2 protein-coding genes are annotated in these 1,147 nt (G+C 67.3%); both read right to left on the bottom strand.

The window, feature by feature from the left end; translation table 11 throughout:
* The coding region (locus E0702_RS15775; RefSeq protein ID WP_132045562.1) for an electron transfer flavoprotein subunit alpha/FixB family protein at positions 1-875 on the bottom strand (875 nt) is incomplete at its 3' end.
* Positions 872-1,147, bottom strand: a 276-nt coding sequence (locus E0702_RS15780; RefSeq protein ID WP_439952340.1) for an electron transfer flavoprotein subunit beta/FixA family protein, incomplete at its 5' end; no start/stop codon positions are given. The genes E0702_RS15780 and E0702_RS15775, both read right to left, overlap by 4 nt.

The following is a 1,147-nucleotide window of genomic DNA, read 5'->3' on the forward strand; positions in this document are numbered from 1 at the left end:
ACCTGGAAGATCGGCGCCTCCTCGTCCTTGTTGATCGCCACGATCACCTTGGAGTCCTTCATGCCGGCCTGGTGCTGGATGGCGCCCGAGATGCCCACGGCGATATAGAGCTCCGGTGCGACGATCTTGCCGGTCTGCCCCACCTGCATGTCGTTGGGCACGAAGCCGGCATCCACGGCGGCGCGCGAGGCGCCCACCGCGGCGCCCAGCTTGTCGGCGATCCCCTCGAGCAGCTTGAAGTTGTCGCCGTTGCCCATGCCGCGGCCACCGGAGATGACCACCTTGGCGGCCCCCAGCTCCGGACGGTCGGACTGGGCCAGCTCCTCCTTGATAAAGGTGGACTGGCTGTTGTCGGCGACGAAGTCGACCGCTTCCACGGCGGCGCTGCCGCCCTCGCTCCCTCTATCAGGGCAGGCGTCGAAGCCGGTGGTACGCACGGTGATCACCTTCAGGGCGTCCTCGCTCTGCACGGTGGCGATGGCGTTACCGGCGTAGATGGGGCGCTTGAAGGTATCGGGCGATTCCACCGCGATGATCTCGGAGATCTGCGCCACGTCCTTGAGTGCGGCGAGGCGCGGCAGCACGTTCTTGCCGGTGGTGGAGGCGGCGGCCAGCACGTGGCTGTAGTCGCCGGCGAGCTCATTGATCAGCGCCGACATCGGCTCGGCCAGCTGGTGGGCGTAGGCGGCGTTGTCGGCCACGCGAACCTTGCTGACGCCGTCCAGCTTGGCGGCGGCCTCGGCGATGGCAGCGACGCCTTCGCCGGCCACCAGCACGTCGATATCGCCCCCGATGGCCTTGGCGGCCGCAACCACATGGGCGGTGGCGCCGGCCAGGGCGCCGTCATGGTGTTCGGCCAGGATCAGGATGCTCATGAAATCACCTTCGCCTCGTTCTTCAGTTTATCGACCAGCTCGTCCACGGAGCCCACCTTGATGCCACCCTGACGCTCGGCCGGCGGCTCGACCTTGAGCAGCTTGGTCCGGGTGGCGACCTCGACGCCGAGATCTTCCGGGCGCTTGACGTCCAGCGGCTTCTTCTTGGCCTTCATGATATCGGGCAGCTTGGCGTAGCGCGGCTCGTTCAGGCGCAGATCGGTGGTGACGATGGCCGGCAGGGAGAGCTCGACGGTCTGCAGGCCGCCATC

The organism is Halomonas marinisediminis (assembly GCF_004347715.1).
Taxonomy (GTDB): Bacteria; Pseudomonadota; Gammaproteobacteria; order Pseudomonadales; family Halomonadaceae; genus Halomonas; species Halomonas icarae.